Source organism: Acidovorax sp. MR-S7 (genome assembly GCF_000400995.2).
GTDB lineage: Bacteria > Pseudomonadota > Gammaproteobacteria > Burkholderiales > Burkholderiaceae_C > MR-S7.
This window is the reverse complement of record NZ_DF238933.1, coordinates 21546-38119: the sequence shown is the minus strand read 5'-3', so window position 1 is coordinate 38119 and position 16574 is coordinate 21546. Positions and strand designations below refer to the sequence as shown.

General features: G+C 68.5%; 9 protein-coding genes. 2 read left to right on the top strand and 7 right to left on the bottom strand.

Annotated features, from left to right (window positions below):
* Positions 1 to 5: 5 nt before the first annotated feature.
* The 6 genes from AVS7_RS13385 to AVS7_RS13360 form a co-directional block, all read right to left on the bottom strand.
* Positions 6 to 3797, bottom strand: a complete 3792-nt coding sequence (locus tag AVS7_RS13385; protein ID WP_020228916.1) for a nitrate reductase subunit alpha — start codon at positions 3795 to 3797, stop codon at positions 6 to 8.
* Between the two features lie 40 nt (positions 3798 to 3837).
* Complete coding sequence (locus AVS7_RS13380) at positions 3838 to 5283, bottom strand: NarK family nitrate/nitrite MFS transporter (protein ID WP_020228915.1); 1446 nt, start codon at positions 5281 to 5283, stop codon at positions 3838 to 3840.
* Between the two features lie 22 nt (positions 5284 to 5305).
* A complete protein-coding gene (locus AVS7_RS13375; protein WP_034690922.1) occupies positions 5306 to 6568 on the bottom strand; it encodes a nitrate/nitrite transporter in 1263 nt (420 codons plus the stop codon).
* 200 nt (positions 6569 to 6768) lie between these two features.
* Positions 6769 to 7431 (bottom strand): response regulator, encoded by a 663-nt coding sequence (locus AVS7_RS13370; protein WP_020228913.1) that lies wholly within the window; start codon positions 7429 to 7431, stop codon positions 6769 to 6771.
* Positions 7428 to 9356, bottom strand: a complete 1929-nt coding sequence (locus AVS7_RS13365) for a type IV pili methyl-accepting chemotaxis transducer N-terminal domain-containing protein (protein ID WP_020228912.1) — start codon at positions 9354 to 9356, stop codon at positions 7428 to 7430. The genes AVS7_RS13370 and AVS7_RS13365 overlap by 4 nt, the downstream gene beginning before the upstream one ends.
* A gap of 131 nt (positions 9357 to 9487) precedes the next feature.
* Entirely contained in the window at positions 9488 to 11917 is a 2430-nt protein-coding gene (locus AVS7_RS13360; protein ID WP_020228911.1) for an adenosylcobalamin-dependent ribonucleoside-diphosphate reductase, read from the bottom strand.
* Positions 11918 to 12180: 263 nt separating this feature from the next.
* On the opposite strand from AVS7_RS13360, the gene AVS7_RS13355 reads away from it, so the two are divergent.
* Positions 12181 to 13011 carry a ChaN family lipoprotein gene (locus tag AVS7_RS13355; protein WP_049696922.1) on the top strand — a complete coding sequence of 277 codons (831 nt, stop codon included), beginning with the start codon at positions 12181 to 12183 and terminating at the stop codon, positions 13009 to 13011.
* Here the strand turns inward: AVS7_RS13355 and AVS7_RS13350 are convergent, their stop codons facing one another.
* Positions 13012 to 15678 carry an EAL domain-containing protein gene (locus tag AVS7_RS13350; RefSeq protein ID WP_024001552.1) on the bottom strand — a complete coding sequence of 889 codons (2667 nt, stop codon included), beginning with the start codon at positions 15676 to 15678 and terminating at the stop codon, positions 13012 to 13014. It abuts the gene before it with no gap.
* A gap of 35 nt (positions 15679 to 15713) precedes the next feature.
* Here AVS7_RS13350 and purU point away from each other — a divergent pair, with 35 nt between their 5' ends.
* Positions 15714 to 16571 (top strand): formyltetrahydrofolate deformylase, encoded by an 858-nt coding sequence (gene purU / locus AVS7_RS13345; protein ID WP_020228908.1) that lies wholly within the window; start codon positions 15714 to 15716, stop codon positions 16569 to 16571.
* Positions 16572 to 16574 lie beyond the last annotated feature (3 nt).

The window sequence follows — 16574 nt, the reverse complement described above, 5'->3', positions numbered from 1 at the left end:
CTTCTTCAGGCGTGGGCGGGGGCCGCGGCCTGGGCGTCCTCGTCGAGCCAGTCGACGCGGCGCATCTTGCGCACCAGCACGAACTCGTCGCGGTTGGTGCCGATGGTTCCGTAGTAGTTGAAGCCGTAGCTGTACTGCGCGTAGCCGCCGATCATGTGCGTGGGCTTGAGCACGATGCGCGTGACCGAGTTGTGGATGCCGCCGCGCGTGCCCGTGATCTCCGAGCCGGGCGTGTTGATGATCTTTTCCTGCGCGTGGTACATCATGACCATGCCGGGGTTCACGCGCTGGCTCACCACCGCGCGCGCGGCGATGGCGCCGTTGGCGTTGAACAGCTCGACCCAGTCGTTGTCCACGATGCCGCCGCGCCTGGCGTCGTCCTCGCTGAGCCAGATCACCGGCCCGCCCCGGTTGAGCGTGAGCATGTGCAGGTTGTCGCTGTACGTGCTGTGGATGCCCCACTTCTGGTGCGGCGTGATGAAGTTCAGCGCGATCTCGGGATTGCCGTTGGGCTTGACGCCTTCCACTTCATGCAGCGTCTTGAGGTGCACGGGCGGGCGGTAGCTCACGAAGCCCTCGCCGAAGTCGCGCATCCAGGGGTGGTCCTGGTAGAACTGCTGGCGGCCCGTGAGGGTGCGCCATGGGATCAGCTCGTGCACGTTGGTGTAGCCCGCGTTGTAGCTGACCTTCTCGCTCTCCAGCCCGCTCCAGGTGGGCGAGCTGATGATCTTGCGCGGCTGCGCCTGGATGTCGCGGAAGCGGATCTTCTCGTCCTCGCGGTGCAGCGCCAGGTGCACGTGCTCGCGCCCGGTCTGCTTGCCCAGCGCCTCCCAGGCCTTGCAGGCCACGTGGCCGTTGGTTTCGGGGGCGAGCATCATCACCACCTCGGTGGCGTCGATGTCGCTCACGATCTTCGGGCGGCCCTGCGTGGCGCCTTCCTCACGCACGCGGCCGTTGAGGTCGCCCAGCTGCGCCACCTCGGTTTCGGTGTTCCAGGCAATGCCCTTGCCGCCGTTGCCGATTTTGTCCATCAGCGGCCCCAGGGCCGTGAAGCGCTTGTAGGTGTTGGGGTAGTCGCGCTCGACCACCGCGATCTGCGGCGCGGTCTTGCCGGGCACCAGCTCGCACTCGCCCTTCTTCCACTCGCGCACGCCGTAGGGCTGGGCCAGCTCGGCGGGCGTGTCGTGCATGATGGGCGTGAGCACCACCTCCTTTTCCACGCCCAGGTGGCCCACGCAGACCTCGCTGAACGCCTTGGCGAAGCCCTTGTAGATCTCCCAGTCGCTCCTGGCCTGCCACGCCGGATCGACGGCCGCCGACAGCGGGTGGATGAACGGGTGCATGTCGCTGGTGTTGAGGTCGTTCTTCTCGTACCAGGTGGCCGTGGGCAACACGATGTCCGAATACAGGCAGGTGGTGCTCATGCGGAAATCGAGCGTGACCAACAGATCCAGCTTGCCTTCGGGCGCCTGGGCGTGCCACTGCACTTCTTCGGGCTTGGCATCCTGCGGACCCAGGTCCTTGCCCTGCACGCCGTGGGTGGTGCCCAGCAGGTGCTTGAGGAAGTACTCGTGCCCCTTGCCCGAACTGCCCAGGATGTTGGAGCGCCACACGAACATGTTGCGCGGCCAGTTGGCAGGGTGGTCGGGGTCCTCACAGCTCATGGTGAGCGAGCCGTCTTCGAGCGACTGCACCACGTAGTCCTTGGGGTCCATGCCGCGCTTTTGCGCGTCCTTGACCACTTGCAGCGGGTTGGTCTGCAGCTGCGGCGCACTGGGCAGCCAGCCCATGCGTTCGGAGCGCACGTTGAAGTCGATCATCGCGCCCTGGTAGGCCTGGCGGTCGGCCAGGGGCGAGAGCACTTCTTCCACACCCAGTTTTTCGTAGCGCCACTGGTCGGTGTGGGCATAGAAGAAGCTGGTGGAGTTCTGCTGGCGCGGCGGGCGGATCCAGTCCAGCGCAAAGGCCAGCGCCGTCCAGCCGGTTTGCGGACGCAGCTTTTCCTGGCCCACGTAGTGCGACCAGCCGCCACCGCTCTGGCCGATGCAGCCACACATCATCAGCATGTTGATGATGCCGCGGTAGTTCATGTCGCAGTGGTACCAGTGGTTCATGGCCGCGCCGATGATGACCATGGACTTGCCATGCGTCTTGTCGGCGTTGTCGGCGAACTGGCGCGCGATGGCGATCACCTGGTCGCGCGGCACGCCGGTAATGCGCTCCTGCCATGCCGGGGTATAGGGCGCGTTGGCGTCATAGCCCTCGTAAGCGCCCTCGCCCGGCAGGCCGCGGTGGATGCCGTACTGCGCTGCCTGCAAGTCGAACACCGTGGCCACGGCCACGCGGCCCTGCACGCCTTCGCCGCGCAGGTCAAGGTGGGTGACGGGCACGCGGCGCACCACCACGTCGCCGCCCTGCTCGTTGGCATTGAAGTTGGGCGTGGCGATGCCGCCAAAGTACGGGAAGGCGACGTCGGCCACGTCATGCGCCTGCGCACCGTCTTCGAGCACCGAGAGCTTGAGTTGCACGTCATTGCCCGTGCGTGCTTCCTTCGATTCGAGGTTCCACAGCCCCTGGTCGTCACGCCCGTCCTTGCCCCAGCGGAAGCCGATCGAGCCGTTAGGCAGCGCCACCTGGCCGTCGGAGCCGTAGGCCACGGTCTTCCAGTCGGGGTGGTTGGTCTGGCCCAGGTGGCCCTCGAAGTCGCTGGCGCGCACGTAGCGGCCCGGCACCATGACCGTGCGCCCGTCGGGCAGCGTCTTTTGCTCCAGCACCACGAGCAGCGGCAGATCGGTGTAGCGGCGCGCGTAGTCGTCAAAGTACGCCGAGCGCTTGTCGAAGTAGAACTCCTTGAGGATCACATGCCCCATGGCCATGGCCACGGCGGCATCGGTGCCCTGCTTGGGGTGCATCCACAGGTCGGCCAGCTTGGCCACCTCGGAGTAGTCGGGTGTGACGGCCACGACCTTGGCGCCCTTGTAGCGCACCTCGGTGAAGAAGTGGGCGTCGGGCGTGCGCGTCTGCGGCACGTTCGAGCCCCAGGCGATGATGAAGTTGGAGTTGTACCAGTCGGCGCTCTCCGGCACGTCGGTCTGCTCGCCCCACACCTGCGGACTGGACGGCGGCAAGTCGCAGTACCAGTCGTAGAAGCTCAAGCACACGCCGCCAATCAGGCTCAGGTAGCGCGAGCCTGCGGCGTAGGAAATCATCGACATCGCCGGAATCGGCGAGAAGCCGATGATGCGATCCGGGCCATGCTTTTTGATGGTGTAGACGTTCGCCGCAGCGATCATCTGGTTGACTTCGTCCCAGGTGCTGCGCACGAAGCCGCCCAGGCCGCGCTGCTTCTGCCACTCACGCCGCGCACTGTCGTTCTCGACGATGGCGGCCCAGGCATCGACCGGACTCTTGGCCACGGTCAGCGCCGCGCGCCAGTGCTTGAGCAGGCGCCCACGCACCATGGGGTATTTCACGCGGTTGGCGCTGTAGAGGTACCACGAGTACGACGCACCACGCGCGCAGCCGCGCGGCTCGTGGTTGGGCAGGTCAGCGCGCGTGCGCGGGTAATCGGTCTGCTGGGTTTCCCAGGTGACGATGCCGCCCTTGACGTAAATCTTCCACGAGCAAGAGCCCGTGCAGTTCACGCCGTGGGTGGAGCGCACGATCTTGTCGTGCGCCCAGCGGTCGCGGTAGGCATCTTCCCAGGTACGGTCTTCGCCGTTGGTCTGGCCGTGGCCATCCGAGAAGGTTTCACGCGGCTGCGCGAAGTAAGAGAGACGGTCGAGAAAATGACTCATCGTGGGGCTCCTTGAAATCGTTGTCGGGGTCAGGGACGTATCAGCAAGGCATTTCCGCGTTCTTGCGCGCGTAGTACCACCAGGTGATGACGATGCACAGGGTGTAGAAAACCGCAAACATCCACAGCGCGAACTCGGGCCCGCCCGTTGCCGCGATCGAGCTGCCATAGCTCTTGGGAATGAAGAAACCGCCGTACGCCCCCAGCGCGCCGGCAAAGCCGACGGCGGCGGCGCCCTCGGTGTTGCCGTCCTTGATGGCCTGGGCCTTGGCGGCGTCGTCGTTGCCGCGCAGCTCGTTGAGCTTCTGCGTGAGAAAAATCACGGGGATCATGCGGAAGGTCGAACCGTTGCCAATGCCGGTGGTAAGAAACAGCATCAGGAACATGACGAAGAAGCCGCCAAAGCTGCCTTCCTGCGGGCCGAACGGCAGTGCGTAGCCACCCGCACCCTTGGGCAGGAAATACAGCACGCCGAGCACAGCCAGCGCCATGACGATGAAGTTCCAGAACGTCACCACGCCGCCGCCCACCTTGTCGGACAGCCAGCCGCCGAAGGGACGGATCACCGCGCCCACCAGCGGACCGAGCCAGGCATAGGCCAGTGGGTTGACGTCAGGGAACTGGCTCTTGATGAGCAGCGGGAAGCCTGCCGCGAAACCGATGAACGAGCCGAAGGTCCCCAGGTACAGCACGCACATCAGCCAGTTGTGCTTGCGCTTGAAGATGGCGGCCTGCGCCGCGAAGCTGGCCTTGGCGTCGGCGATGTCGTGCATGCCGAACCAGGCAGCGATCGACGCGATGGCGATCCACGGCACCCAGATGAAGGCCGCGTTCTGCGCCCACACCTGCGTGTGCTCGCCGTTCTTCACGATGGTCTGCGCCTCGCCGCCGAAGATGCCGAAGATGCCGGCCGTGATGACCAGCGGACTCAGGAACTGCACCACCGACACGCCCAGGTTGCCCAGGCCCGCATTCACGCCCAGCGCCGAGCCCTTGCGTTCCTTCGGAAAGAAGAAGCTGATGTTGGCCATGCTGGAGCTGAAGTTGCCGCCACCGAGCCCGCACAGCAGCGCCAGGATCAGCATGGTGGGGTAACTGGTGGTGTTGTCCTGTACCGCCATGCCGATGCCGATGGCCGGTATCAGCAGCGACGCGGTGGACAGCGCCGTCCAGCGCCGCCCACCGAACACCGGCACCATGAACGAGTAGAAGATGCGCAGCGTGGCGCCCGAGAGCGCGGGTGCCGCGGCCAGCCAGAACAACTGGTTGGTCGAGTACTTGAAGCCCAGGGCGGGCAGGTTCACGGCGACCACGCTCCAGACCTGCCAGATGGCGAAGGCCAGGAACAGCGCGGGCACCGAGATCCACAGGTTGAGCTTGGCGACAGCCTCGCCCTCACGCTCCCAGAACTGTTTGTCCTCAGGCGTCCAGAGCGTGAGCAGGCGGCCCTGGCGGGCGCCGGCGTGCGATACGGCGGGGGTTGACATGGAAGGCACCTTTCAGAAGGTTTCAGTGATCCATCACGTCGGTGCGGCGCACTTCTGTGAAATACATCCAGATCAGCGAGACCCAGACCACGCCGTACATGAGCATGAAGGCGCTGGAGCGCACGCCCGTCCAGTCCATCAGCGCGCCGAACATGATCGGCAGGATGAAGCCGCCCATGCCGCCGGCCAGCCCCACGATGCCGCTGATCGTGCCGATGTTGCCGGGGTAGTCGTCGCTGATGTACTTGAACACGCTGGCCTTGCCAAAGGCCCAGGCCACGCCGAGCACGGCCATCAGCGCGGTGAACACATAGACGTTCAGGCCGATGTGGAACACCTTGGGGCCATCGACGGTGAGAACGGTGAAGTCGGTCTGCGGGTACGACAGCAGGAACAGGCAGATCCAGCTTACCCACAGAACCCACCAGGTCACGCTGTGCGCGCCGTACTTGTCCGACAGCACGCCACCGATGGCGCGCAGCACGCCACCGGGCAACGAAAAGCACGCGGCCAGCAGCGCAGCCACGCGGATGTCCAGGCCGTACTCGCCCACGTAGTACTGCACCATCCACAACGCCAGCGCCACATAGCCGCCGAACACGATGCTGTAGTACTGGCAGTACTTGAGCACCCTGGGGTCCTTCAGCGCCTTGAGCTGGTCGGTGAACTTGACGTTGCTCGGCACCAGGTGCGAGGGGTCGCTGTACGAGAACACCCAGAACACCACCAGCGTGCCCAGCATGATGGCCGCATAAACATGCGGCACGGCCTGCCAGCCGAAGGCCACCAGGATCACCGGGGCGACGAACTTGTTCACCGCCGCGCCCGAGTTGCCCGCGCCGTACACGCCCATGGCCGTGCCCTGGCGGTTCTTGGGGAACCAGCGCGCCACGTAGGGCGTGCCGACCGAGAACGCGCCCCCGGCCAGCCCCACGAACAGGCCGATGACGAGAAAGTGCCAGTACTGCGTGGCGTAGCCCATGACCCAGATGGCGGGCACGGTGAGGGCCAGCAGCACGGCCATGACGATGCGGCCGCCGTACTTGTCGGTCCAGATGCCCAGCGGCACGCGCACCAGCGAGCCGGTGAGCACGGGCATGGCGGTGAGCAGGCCGAACTCGGTGGCGTTCAGGTTCAGCATCTTCTTGATCGGGATGCCGATGACGCCGAACATCATCCAGACCATGAAACAGACGGTGAAAGCCAGCGTGCTCACGATGAGCACCGACCAGGCCTGACGGGTGTGGCGCGGGTCTTCTGCTGCGTGGGGTGACGGGGAAGGCATGGAAGTCCTCTCTTGCGAATGCCTTGCCATGGTAACCCAGGGCCCGCGCCTTGCCCATCCGTCTGTGGAAGGCCCACGGCACGGCAAAAGGACGATGGCGCCATCGTCCGAAAGAACTATGCCGCCCCTGCAGATTTCAAGCGAAAAGGGGCCTCAGCGCCCGTCCATCAAGCGCTGGCAGCTATCAAAAAGAGAGTTCGTCAGCGCAGGCGGTCCGAGGCGTACACCGCCGCCTGCACGCGCGAGCTCAGGCCGAGCTTGCGCAGGATGTGCTGCACGTGGATCTTGACCGTGGTCTCGGCGATGTCGAGCGTGCGCGCGATTTCCTTGTTGCTCGCGCCGCGCGCAATCTCGCGCAGCACGTCCTCCTCGCGCGGCGACAGGGGCGAGGCGGGACCGTCCGGCAGTGGCTGCGCCTCGGGCTCGGGCACGCCCTGCGACTGGAAGGCGGCGACCAGCTTGCCCATCATCTCGGGGCTGACCACGGGCTCGCCGCGCGCGGCGCGGCGGATGCCCTGGGCGAGCAGGTCTCCGTCGATGGTCTTGAGCAGGTAGCCCTGTGCGCCGTTGCGCAGCGCGGCGGCGAGGTCCTGTCCGTCCTCGCTCACGGTGAGCATGATCACGCGGCTGCCCTGCGAGGCCTCGCGCAGGCCGGCGATGGCGTCCACGCCGAGCACGCCGGGCAGGTGGTTGTCCAGCAGGATCACGTCGGGCCGCAGCACCGGCAGCTGGCGCAGCGCCTCGCCGGCGTCGCCGGCCTCGCCCACCACGCGCAGGTCCGGCTGCTGCGACAGCAGGGCCACCAGGCCGCGGCGCAGCAGGGTGTGGTCGTCGATCAGGAAGACGGAAATACAGGAGGTCATGGCGTGGTGGCAAGGGAAAGGGGAAGCGCTTCGCCGTGGGTGCCTTCATGGTCCTCCTCGCGGCGCATGGGAGGCAGCTCCACGATCACGCTGGTGCCCGCGCCGTCCGGGGCGGAGTCCAGCCGCAGCGCGGCGCCGATGCGCTGCGCGCGCTCGCGCATGATGCCCAGGCCCACGTGCAGCGAATCGGGCGGCACGTCCTGCGGGCGGAAGCCCCGGCCGTCGTCGTGCACCTCGAAGCGCCAGCGCGGGTGGCGCTGCACGCGCAGCTCCACGCGGCGCGCGCCGGCGTGCTTGCGCACGTTGGACAGCGCTTCCTGCACGATGTGCAGCACCTGCACCTGCACGTCCGGCGCCAGCGGCAGGCCCTGGCCCGCCATGGCGAGCGACGTGGCCACGCCCGTCTGGTGCTCGAACTTGGAGAGCGTGGCGCGCAGCGCGTCTTCGATGTCCTCGTCTTTGGTACGGGTGCGGAAGTGCACCAGCAGCTCGCGCACGTCGGCGTAGCACTCGCGCACGCCCACGTCCAGCTCGTCGATGCTGCGGTCGCGCGCTACGGCGTTGTCCTTGGCGACGGCGTCGCGCAGCAGCTGCGTCTGGATCTTGAGGAAGGCCAGCGACTGGGCGATGGAGTCGTGCAGCTCGCGCGCGATCAGTCCGCGCTCCTCGGCCACGGCGGCCTCGCGCTCCAGCGCCGTGGCGCGCAGGCTCTCCATGGAGCTGGCCAGGTGGCGCGCCATGGTGGACAGCAGCTCGCGCATGCCGTCCGACAGCGCGAGCGGCGTGCGGTAGAACAGCGTCACTTCGCCCAGCAGGCGCTGCTGCAGCTGCACGGGGATGCTCACCACGGTCTCGAAGCCGGCCTCGCGGCAGTGCGGCAGCTGCACGTCCGACGCAGGAGCAATGGGGATCACGCGCATGCGCGCATCGGCCCGCACCTGCCCGCATTCGCAGGTGCCGGTGAGCAGGCAATGCTCCTCCTCGGCCAGGGAGCGCGGCAGCCCGTCGGAGGCCAGCAGCACGTAGCGCTCATTGGCCTCGTCGGACCAGCGCACGGCGGCCGCGTCGCAGCCGGCCACGCGGCGGATCTGCTGCACGAAGCCCTGGGTCAGCACCTCCAGGCTGCCGGCCTCGGCGCCCAGGGCGCTCACCGCGTAGAGCGCTGACAGGCGCTGGTTCTGCACCTCGATGCTGGCGGTCTTCTCGCGCACCTTGCGCTCCAGGTCCTCGTGCGAAGCCTGCAGCGCATGGGCCATGAGGTTGAAGCCCGCCGCGAGCTGGCCGAACTCGTCGTCCGTCTCCACGGCCAGGCGCGTGTCCAGCGCACCGCGCCGCACGCTGGCCAGTGCCTGCTGCAGCCGCGTCACGGGGTTGAGCACCAGCAGGTAGCTCAGCGCCATGAAGGCCACGGCAGCGCCGATGGCCAGCGCCACCATGAAAAGCTGGAACAGGTGCAGTGCGGCGGTCCAGCGCACGATCTGGATCTCGATGGCCTCGACGAAGCCGTCGAGCTGGTGCACGAAGGCATCGCCCAGGGCCACAGCCTCGGTGCCGCCCGGCGGGTGGGAGGTCTTCCAGACCTCCTGCAGCGCGCGCCATTGCCGGGTGATGTGCTCATAGCGTTCGTGCGTGGCATCGCTCCAGGGCACGAACAGCGGCCGCGCCGGGTCGCCCGTGCGCAGCAGCTCCAGGCTGGCATCGAAGCGCTGCGCCAGCCGAGCCACCTCTTCGGGCGACTCGTTCTGCTGCGCCAGCACCATGCGCAGCATGTTCATGCGCAGGCGGCCCGCCTCGTTCACGGCGGCCGCGCCGCCTTCGAGCTGCCAGGTCACCCACAGCGTGAAGCCGATGGAAGCCAGGGCCACGAGCAGGAAGACCGTGCCCATGGCCAGCAGCTTGGTGGACAGCGTGGGCTTCTTGCGCATGGGGGCAGTGTAGGCAGGTACGGCTCGCCCACCTTGACCTGCATCAAGCGGCACGAGGGGCAGGACGATTTGAATGAAATTCGCCCGCAGCCCTTTCTGGTCAAGCGCGACCAGCTATCTTTTCAGAAGCATCAACCGCAGCTACCCAATGCACCGCACTGGGTGCAGTAGTCGCAGCCATCCTTGCGGATCACGGCATGGGCGCCGCATTCGTGGCACTTCTTGCCGGCCATGGCGGGCGGCATGCCGGCAGGCATGTCGGGCTCGTCCAGCGGCAGCACCTGCTGCTGGGGCGCCTGGGCGCGGCTGGCCAGGATGTTCTGCACGGCATAGGCGATGGCGGCCACCTCGGAGTCGTGCCACAGCGGTACGCGCGCGCCGTCGGCGCGTTCATGCTGCCCCAAGCGCACGGGGCCGCGGTCCCAGGCGACCTTGCGCATGTCGGACAGCGCCCGCTCCAGGAAGCCGCCGCGCGCGGCCAGCGACAGCAGGCGCATGCTGGAGGTGATCCACTGCTGCGACTCGCCACTCTGGCCCACGGGCATGAAGAACTCGATGGCGCGGTCCACCGTGCCGCCCCGGCCGTCCGGCACGGGCAGGAAGGAGACGATGAGGTAGAGGGTCTTGTGGCCTTCCTGCGTCCAGTATTCCAGCTTCTCGGCCACGGCCGACAGGCCGCCCTTGGGGCGGCTCTCGATCATGGTGCGCATGGGGTCGAAAGCGGGTGCTGCAGCCGTGGGCTCCGGTGCCGGGGCCGGCGCGGCGGCAGGCACTTCCAGCACAGCGCCCAGAATGCTGTTGGGGCGGTAGGTGGCCAGGCCCTTGAGGCCCGAGTGCCAGGCCTGCAGGTACAGGTTCTTGAAGTCGCCGTAGGGGTAGTCCTCGGGCACATTCACGGTCTTGGAGATGGCCGTGTCCACGTAGGGCTGTACGGCCTCCATCATGGCCACGTGGTCGGCGGCCGCCATGTCCATGGCGTTCACGAAATACTCGGGCAGCCGGTTCACGTCGCCGCCGAGGGTCTTGTACAGGCGCCAAGCGTAGTCTTCCACCACGTACTCGCTCTTGCTGCCGTCGGCCTCGCGCTTGCGGCGCGTGTAGGTCCACGAGAACGGCGGCTCGATGCCGTTGGAGGCGTTGTCGGCGAAGGCCAGGCTGACCGTGCCCGTGGGTGCGATGGACAGCAGGTGGCTGTTGCGGATGCCGTGCTTGCGGATGGCCTTCTGGATGTCCTCGGGAAGGCGGCTGGCGAAGGTGCCCTTGGCGAGGTAGCCGTCGGCGTCGAACTTGGGGAAGCGCCCCTTTTCCTTGGCCAGCTCGACGGAAGCGCGGTAGGCCGCATTGCGCATGCGCTCGGCGATCTGCACGGCCATGTCGCGCCCTTCCTGGCGGTCGTAACGCCTGCACAGCATGGCCAGGGTGTTGCCCATGCCGGTGAAGCCCACGCCGATGCGGCGCTTGGCGGCGGACTCGGCCTGCTGCTGTGTCAGCGGCCAGAAGGTCACGTCCAGCACGTTGTCCAGCGCGCGCACCTGGGTGGCGACGGCCTGTTCGAACGCCTCGAAGTCGAACGCCGCCGCCCCGTGCAGGCCGAACGGGTTGCGCACGAAGCGCGTGAGGATGATGGGGCCCAGGTCGCAGCAGCCGTAGGGCGGCAGCGGCTGCTCTCCGCAGGGGTTGGTGGCCTGGATGTTCTCGGTGTAGTGCAGGTTGTTGTCGGTGTTGATCTGGTCCAGGAACAGGATGCCGGGCTCGGCGAAGTCGTAGGCGGACTTCATGATCGTGTCCCACAGGTCGCGCGCGCGCACCGTGCGGTACACCCATTGGCCGTCGGCGCGCTGGCGCGCCCCATCTTTGAGCAGCTCGGCTCCGGGGGCCGCCGTGTGCACCAGCTCCCAGTCGCGGTCCTGCTCCACCGCCTCCATGAAGGCGTCGGGCACCCCCACGGAGACGTTGAAGTTGTTCCAGCGGCCGGGCGTGCGCTTGGCGGTGATGAAGTCCAGCACGTCGGGGTGGTCGATGCGCAGCACGCCCATCTGCGCGCCGCGGCGCGCGCCGGCGCTCTCCACCGTGGAGCACGACTGGTCGAACACGTTGATGTAGCTGCACGGCCCCGAAGCCATCGACGCCGTGCCCTTGACCAGCGCGCCGCGCGGACGGATACGAGAGAAGTCGTAGCCCACGCCGCCGCCGCGGCGCATGGTTTCGGCGGCCTCGCGCAGGGCCTCGTAGATGCCGGGATAGCCGGCGTCGTCCACGCCCTGGATGCAGTCGCCCACGGGCTGCACGAAGCAGTTGATGAGCGTGGCCTGGATGTCGGTGCCCGCCGCGCTCATGATGCGGCCGGCGCCGATCGCGCCCGAGCGCAGGTTGTCGAGGAAGCGCGCCTCCATGGCCTCGCGCAGTTCCTCGCGTTCCACCGAGGCGAGCGCGCGCGCCACGCGCCCGAACAGGTCGTCCACGTCGCTCTCGCCATTCTTGAAGTATTTCTCCCGCAGCACATCCAGGCTGATGGGCTGCGCGGGCAGGCTGGGCGCAAGGTCGGTGGTTTCACGTTGCATGGCGGAAGGCTCCGGGGGGAAAGGGGTGTCGGGGGCGCCGCGAGCGGCGGCGCAAACCCGGGTTTGTACACCGCCCGGAGGGCCTGCGGCTGGATCGCCATCAAGACCTTGTGGACTGTCCGCCTCCGCTCCTACATTTGTTGTAGCAGCCCCTTCCGGCCGCGCGCGGCCCAGCCCGCGAAAGCCCGCATTTACATCCGGTTGCACCCTGGCCATGACCCTGCGCAAGCCACCGCGCACGGCCCGTGCCCTACCATGCGGGCATGCTCCTGTCTCCCCTTCCCCGGGCGCTGCGGCTTGCCGCCTGCCTCGCGGCGCTGCTCCTGCTGGGCTGCGCCAGCGCCCCGCCCGCGCCGCAGGATTGGCCGGCGCAGCTTGCCCGCTGGCCGCAGCCCGACGTGCTGCTGCTGGGCGAGCAGCACGATGCGTCCGAGCACCAGCGCTGGCAGGAAGACACCGTGCGCCGGCTGGCCGGACAAGGCCGCCTGGCCGCGCTGGTGCTGGAGATGGCGGAGCTGGGCACCCGCACCGACGGCCTGCCGGCCGGCGCCGCCGAATCCGAGGTGCGCGCCGCACTGCACTGGAACGATGCGGCCTGGCCCTGGGCGCAGTACGGCCCCGTGGTGATGGCCGCCGTCGCCGCCGGCGTGCCGGTGCGCGGCGGCAACCTGCCGCGTGCGCGCATGCGCGAGGCCATGCAGGACACGCGCTACGACACGCACTTGCCCCCGCCCGCATGGCAGCGCCAGCGCACGGCCATCGCCGAGGGCCACTGCGGACTGCTGCCCGAGGACCGGCTGGCGCCCATGGCCCGCATCCAGTTGGCGCGCGACGCCAGCATGGCCCAGGCCCTGCGCGAGGCGCGCCAGCCGGGGCACACGGTGGTGCTGGTGGCGGGCCTCGGCCACGTGCAGCGCAGCCTGGGCGTGCCGACCTGGCTGCCGCCGGATATGAAGCAAAAAGTGGCGATAGCGCAGGCGGGGAAAGCGCAGCCAGCTATCGAATTGGAAGCAGACCACATCCACCTCACGCCGGCGCTGCCGCCGCGCGACCACTGTGTCGAGCTGCGCGCGCGCTGGCCCGGCGCTCGGTAGCTAGCGCGCCCGCAGCAGCGCCGCGAATTCCTGCGGCGGCAGGGGACGGCTGCACAGGTAGCCCTGGAACGCGTCGCACCCCCGCTCGCGCAGGAAGGCAAGCTGCTCGGCCGTCTCCACCCCTTCGGCCAGCACCGACAGCCCCAGGCTGCGGCCCATGGCGATGATGGCCGCGCTGATGGCCATGTCGTCAGCGCTGCGCGGGATGTCGCGGATGAAGCCCTGGTCGATCTTGAGCACGTCGATGGGAAAGCGCTTGAGGTGCGCCAGCGACGAGTAACCAGTGCCGAAGTCGTCCACCGCGATGCGCAGGCCCTGCGCGCGCAGGCGCTGCAGCACCTGCCGCGCCTCCTCCGGGCGGGCGGCCAGCGCCGATTCGGTGATCTCCAGCTCCAGCGCCTGCGGCGGGTAGCCGGAGACTTCCAGTGCGGCGGCCACGCTGCCGCTCAGGTCCGTCAGGTGGAACTGGTGCTGCGAGATGTTCACCGCCAGCGTCAGCGGCGGCAGCCCTTCGGCGCGCCACTGCCGGCCCTGCAGGCAGACCTGGGCCAGCACCCATTCGCCCAGCGGGCCGATGAGGCCCGAGCTTTCCGCCACGGGGATGAACTGCGCCGGCGAGACGGCCCGGCCGCTGCCGGGCTCGAACCAGCGCACCAGCGCCTCCGCACCGACGATGCGGCCGCTGGCGATGTCCACCTGCGGCTGGTAGTACACCTGCAGCTGCCCCGGCTCGCGCAGCGCCATGCGCAGCCGCGCCTCCATCGCCAGCCGCTCGTGGGCGGCCTGGGTCATGCCCTCGTCGAAGAAGCACCATGCGCCGCGCCCCAGGGCCTTGGCGCCGTAGACGGCCGCGTGCGCGCCTTGCTGCAGCGTCTGCGCGGTGCGCATGTGGTCGGGGAACAGGCAGATGCCCACGCTGGCGCTGGCCACCACGGCCAGCCCCTCGGGCGAGCGCCAGGGCCGCGCCACGGCGGCGATGAGTTCGCGCGCGTAGGCGCCCGCGTCCTCGGGCCGCTGCAGCGCGCGCGCGAGCACGGCCAGCTCGTCGCCCGCCATGCGCCCCAGCAGGTCGCCGGGGCGCAGGGCCTCCTGCATCTGCCGCGCGATGTGCTTGAGCACCTCGTCGCCCACGGCGTGGCCGTAGCTGCCGTTCACGTCCTTGAAGCGGTCCAGGTTGAGCTGCAGCACGGCCAGGCGCTCGCCGCGGTCGCCGGCCTCCCGCACGGCCTCGGCCAGCAGCTCGCCGAAGTGGGCGCGGTTGGCGATGCCCGTGAGCGGGTCGCAGTGGGCGAGGAACTCCAGCCGCTCGCGCTGCGCCTTCTCCTCGGAGATGTCGCTGAACATGCACACGTAGTGCGTGACCTGGCCCACCGCGTCGTGCACGGCCGACAGCGACATGCGCTCGGGGAAGATCTCGCCGTTCTTGCGCCGGTTCCAGATCTCGCCGCGCCAGTGGCCGGTGCCGCGCAGGCTTTCCCACAGGGCCTCGTAGAACGCGCGGTCGTGGCGCCCGGACTTGAAGACGCGCGGCGTCTTGCCCAGCAGCTCGGCCTCGGTGTAGCCCATGAGGCGCGTGAACGCCGCGTTGACCGAGAGGATGCGGCTGTGCGCATCGGTGACCACCACGCCCTCGATGGTGTTGTCCACCACGGTGGCCGCCAGCCGCTGGCGCTGCTGCGCCTGGCGCTCGGCCGTGAGGTCGGTCAGGATGCCCGAGAAGCGCTCGGGCCGCCCGTCGGCGCCCATGTGGCGCATGCCCCGCGCATGAAACCAGCGGTAGGTGCCGTCGAAGCACTGCAGGCGCGCCGTTTCCTGGAACGGACGGTCCGCACAGAGCGTCCGCAGGACCGACTGGCGCACACGCACCGTATCCTCGGGGTGCAGGCGCTCCAGCAGGTTGACGCTGGCGCCCAGCCGCTCGCCGTCGTAGCGCAGCATGCGCACCACCCCTTGCGAATACGTGGCCTGGGACTGCGCCATGTCCCAGTCCCACATGCCGCTGCCGCTACCGTCCAGCGCCAGGCGCAGGCGCGTCTCGCTGCGCTCCAGCGCCGCGCGGGCGGCCTCGGCCTCGCCGATGTCCTGCAGCACGCACACCAACTGCTCGGGTTCGCCGTCCGCGGCGGGCACATGGCTCACGGTGCACAGCACGGGCACGGCGGGGCGGCCGTCCGCCGGGCGGCACAGGCGCTTGTCCTGGTAGTGGTCGATCTGGCCGCTGCGCAGTCGCTCCAGCTGGGCCATGGCCCAGCCCATGTCGGAGGGCGGCACCAGCGCGGAGAACACATGCCGGCCCGCCTCCTGCCGCGACATGCCCAGCCAGCCGCACAGGCGCTCGTCGGCCCAGAGCACGCGCCCGTCCAGGGCCACGCGTGCGACGCCGGCGGACGCATAGCGCCCAATGCGCCCCACGTCGCGCTCCAGCGCCCCGCGCCGGCGGTCGGCGCTGTGCATGCGCCGCAGCAGCCACCAGGCCAGCAGGCCGGTGAACAGCACGTAGGCCCAGCCTTTCCAGGTCTGGTAGCGCGTGAGGCTGCGCGGGTCGTCGGCGAAGGCGGCGAGCAGCGCGTCGCCCACGAACACCCAGGCCACGCCCAGGGCCAGGTAGAGGACCATGCCCCAGCCGGGCGTGATCCTCGATGCCTTGCCTGTGCTTGTTTCCTCCATCAATACCTCACCCCGGGCTGCGACAATCGCGGCATATGACCCATTCTTACATCCTGACTCTGTCCTGCCCCGACCGGCTCGGGCTGGTGCACGCCGTCACGGGCTTTCTGCTGGAGCATGGCGGCAACATCGAGGAAGCCGCCCAGTACAACGACCACGGCACGGGCCTGTTCTTCATGCGCGTGCAGTTCGCGCTGGCCGGCGCCTCCGGTGCCGACGGCGAGGCCCTCAAGGGCGCCTTGGCCGCCTTCGCCGAGACGCACGCCATGCGCTGCAGCCTGCACGCGGCCAGCGAGGCCATGAAGACCGTGCTGATGGTCAGCCGCGAGGGCCACTGCCTCAACGACCTGCTGTTCCGCTGGAAAAGCGGCCTGCTGCCCATCGACATCCGCGCCATCGTCAGCAACCACCGCGATTTCTACCAGCTCGCGGCCAGCTACAACATTCCGTTCCACCACATCCCCGTCACGGCCGCCACCAAGGCCCAGGCCGAGGCCCGGCAATACGAGATCATCCAAAGCGAGGGGGCGGAGCTGGTGGTGCTGGCGCGCTACATGCAGGTGCTGTCGAACGACCTGTGCACCAAGCTGGCCGGCCGCGCGATCAACATCCACCACAGCTTCCTGCCCAGCTTCAAGGGCGCCAAGCCCTACTACCAGGCCCACGACCGCGGCGTGAAGCTGATCGGCGCCACCGCGCACTACGTCACGGCCGACCTCGACGAAGGTCCGATTATCGAACAAGATGTTACAAGGGCGGACCATACCGACACCGTCGAAGACCTCACCGCCCGCGGCCGCGACACCGAAAGCCTGGTGCTGGCCCGCGCCGTGAAATGGCACAGCGAGCACCGCGTGCTGCTCAACGGCCACAAGACCGTCGTCTTCCGCTGAGCG